This is a genomic window from Paenibacillus sp. YAF4_2 (assembly GCF_052113225.1).
Classification (GTDB): domain Bacteria; phylum Bacillota; class Bacilli; order Paenibacillales; family Paenibacillaceae; genus Pristimantibacillus.
The window spans coordinates 1-524 of record NZ_JBFRCT010000026.1; the positions used below are offsets into that span (position 1 = coordinate 1).

Genomic DNA, 524 nt, shown 5'->3' on the forward strand with positions numbered 1-524 from the left:
CGGTGGGGTAACCCGCAAGGGAGCCAGCCGTCGAAGGTGGGGTAGATGATTGGGGTGAAGTCGTAACAAGGTAGCCGTATCGGAAGGTGCGGCTGGATCACCTCCTTTCTAAGGAAATACCCGATCACGATGATGATCGGATAGGAAGCTTAGCTTCCATAAATCGTTTGAATAATGGCGCGGTGCGCTAGACGTGAAAATCATTTGTTCAGCTTTGATGGAATTTGTATGGGGCCATAGCTCAGCTGGGAGAGCGCCTGCCTTGCAAGCAGGAGGTCAGCGGTTCGATCCCGCTTGGCTCCACCAATACAACCATCATTTTTTGCTGTTTTTATTTACTCAAGTTTACTTTGAAGTGAATACAACGCAAAAGACTTGTACCTTGAAAACTGGATAGCGAAAGATAATGAAACATCCTTAAGCAAAGTTGATTTACATCAATAAGGAATTATTGATGATAGGTTAAGCTAGTAAGAGCGCACGGAGGATGCCTAGGCACTAGGAGCCGAAGAAGGACGTGGCGA

General features: G+C 46.9%; 1 tRNA gene and 1 rRNA gene. Both read left to right on the forward strand.

Annotated elements, in window-relative coordinates:
• Positions 1–108 (forward strand): 16S ribosomal RNA (locus AB4Y93_RS28805); the annotation flags it as partial.
• A 122-nt stretch (positions 109–230) separates the two neighbouring features.
• A tRNA-Ala gene (locus AB4Y93_RS28810) sits at positions 231–306 on the forward strand.
• Positions 307–524: the final 218 nt, after the last annotated feature.